Raw genomic sequence first — 2,325 nt, 5'->3', positions numbered from 1 at the left:
TCGACGGTCTCGGATTGCTCAGTTGGTGTCTTCAATTCAGTGCTCATGACGTGATTCATCTTCCCGTCCGACCGAAGCCGAACCGATCACGCCGAACCCCTCACACACAAACTTCCCGACAGACCCGTTACTGGTCGGCACTCTCGTCGGGCACCTCGAAGGCGATCGACGACCCATCGCGGCTCAGCACAGCGCGGCCGCGCGACTTCCTCGTGACCACGGTCCGATCAGCTTCAACTCCCCAGGCGTAGGGCACCCAATCGTCGGAAAGCTCGTGCGGGTTGTGCGCCCAGACCGCGGCGTGAGCTTCACGCCATGCCGCGACCGAACCCCAAGCCGGCACCGGCTGCACGCAATGATGCCCCTCGCGCCAATGACGGGCGACAGTGCTCTTCGGCACGCTAAGGGCTACTGCCGTCTCGCGCACGGACATACCAGCCTCCCGCGCATCGAACACAGCCATGTGCAACGTATTCGCTTCGAAAGCTGCGGCAACGCTCGCGCGCTCCCGAGCAATTCGGAACGCTTCGGCTGAACTGATGAACTCCGACATGACTTCCCCCTCACGCCTGTCCCACCGTGGGACACCGTGTAACTGTCCCACGGTGGGACAGTTACAGTCAAGCGATCCCCCTTCGGACGCGAAACAAACCTTCAAGGTGGTTGGTGCCTCCGATCGTGCGCAAAACTAGCTCCATGCCCAAACCGCTCCCTCGCACACCGGTAAGCCTCGACGCCCTCAAGGAAGGTGCCTTGATCGTCGCGTACGAGGACGACGATGACCTACAGAACGGCACTGCCGCCCTCTTTGGCGTGTTTCTCCTTCGTCACGCGAACCGCTACCCCGGCTCATGGGACGTGACTTATCGCGTTGAGCGCAGGGAAGCAGATGGGCTCATCAACCTGAGCGACTACGAACACATCTTCGTAGTCTCGGCCGGAGCGCACTCGATCGGGCATCAAGGCCCCTGGCAGCGGTAGAGCGGTGTGCCGGCGCGCCTTCGCGAAACGTAAAGCAGGCTTCTCTATCGGTCGCGAAAAATTGATTATTTGACAATACGCGCTAACGTGCGTATACTGATCACGCGGTGTCGTACGCTCATGGTAGACTATTCCTATGAGTACAGGAACGCGCAGTCCGCCGGCACCCGGACACCTTCGCTCGCCCCCGCATGGGGCAGTAGGAGGTGAACCCTCCCAGATGGACGACTGGGTTAACATCGTCTCAATCGCCAGCGACATCGCACGAGTGCTCTCGTTCGTGCTGCTCGCTGGCAAGAGCTTCTTCGCAAAGAAGAAGCGCCCCGACTCGGAGTGAGTCAGGACGCCTAGGAAAAGTTGTGGTGACTTTGATTCTAGGCCCTGTTCATTTCGAACGCAACTAAGGCTGGGGAGTCCGCAGGTGCCGTACCGGCCGGACTCCCCAGCTGAGGTTCCCCCTCAGCTGCACGCGGACCACAGGCCGGCCCCTGCGCCGGCCGCGGCCTGCTCGGCGTCTCTGTGCTCACCCTGGCCGGCGTACGCCTGGTCATAGGTGTACTCGTATCCCGTGCCGGCTTCCAGCGCGAGCACGGCGGCACTGTGGCCGTCGATGACGACGTGGCGCAGTAGCCGGCCGTACCTGTCGGTGTCGGCTTGGGTGTTGTCGCTTTGCAGCTCGACAGTGCGCCCGTACAGCAGCTCGTCCAGGAAGTCGCGGGCTTCGGTGGCATAGCACTCCCCTGTGTCGCCGTCTCGGCCGATCTCAGGTGTATCAATGCCGATCAGACGCACGCGCGCGGTGCGGCCTGTGGCGGTGGTGACGTCGATCGTGTCGCCGTCGACGACGGCAACAACCTCGGCCGCCTCGGAGGCCGTCACGACGGTCTGTGTCTCTGCAGGGCGTTCCTGCGGCGTGCATCCGGCTGTCGACATGAGGGTCACGGCGAGCCCAGCGGTGGTGAGCAGCAATGCACGCGTGCGCCGTGGCGGGCGCCGCTTGACCAGCGGCCGATTGCCGGGGTTGTTCTCGTCCGTCACGATGTGCTCCTTGTCGATGTGGGGTGGTAAGTCCCGGTGGTCTGCCGTGTCTGGTTGGTCTATCGTGTGCGGTTATCGAACGAGTCGGTTCGGCAGTCGGTCTGGCGGGGTCGGCAGCGTTCCTCCGTTACCCACTCGGGCGGCGTCGACGGCGATGCCGATGGCTTCGGCGGCCCATGCGCTGTCGGATGGCCAGCGGCCGGCCTGTTGATCGGCGGTGATAGCCGCGCGCATCCGCTTCATGGTGACGGTGGGGATGTTGAACGACCGGGTGGAGCCGGTGCGCTCCTCGGAGCGCCCTCGGAG

General features: G+C 63.5%; 4 protein-coding genes. 1 reads left to right on the top strand and 3 read right to left on the bottom strand.

Annotated elements, in window-relative coordinates; genetic code table 11:
* Positions 1-127 precede the first annotated feature (127 nt).
* Positions 128-553 carry a hypothetical protein gene (locus KZA10_RS12695; protein WP_218683053.1) on the bottom strand — a complete coding sequence of 142 codons (426 nt, stop codon included), beginning with the start codon at positions 551-553 and terminating at the stop codon, positions 128-130.
* A 143-nt stretch (positions 554-696) separates the two neighbouring features.
* On the opposite strand from KZA10_RS12695, the gene KZA10_RS12690 reads away from it, so the two are divergent.
* A complete protein-coding gene (locus KZA10_RS12690; protein WP_218683052.1) occupies positions 697-981 on the top strand; it encodes a hypothetical protein in 285 nt (94 codons plus the stop codon).
* A 459-nt stretch (positions 982-1,440) separates the two neighbouring features.
* On the opposite strand, the gene KZA10_RS12685 is transcribed toward KZA10_RS12690, so the two are convergent.
* Entirely contained in the window at positions 1,441-2,019 is a 579-nt protein-coding gene (locus tag KZA10_RS12685; protein WP_218683051.1) for a thermonuclease family protein, read from the bottom strand.
* A gap of 72 nt (positions 2,020-2,091) precedes the next feature.
* Positions 2,092-2,325 (bottom strand): hypothetical protein (locus tag KZA10_RS12680; protein WP_218683050.1); only part of this gene is annotated, 234 nt, incomplete at its 5' end.

The organism is Microbacterium sp. BF1 (genome assembly GCF_019279095.1).
Classification (GTDB): domain Bacteria; phylum Actinomycetota; class Actinomycetes; order Actinomycetales; family Microbacteriaceae; genus Microbacterium; species Microbacterium maritypicum.
Note: the sequence above shows the minus strand (reverse complement) of the source record. Positions and strands in the feature narration are given on the sequence as shown.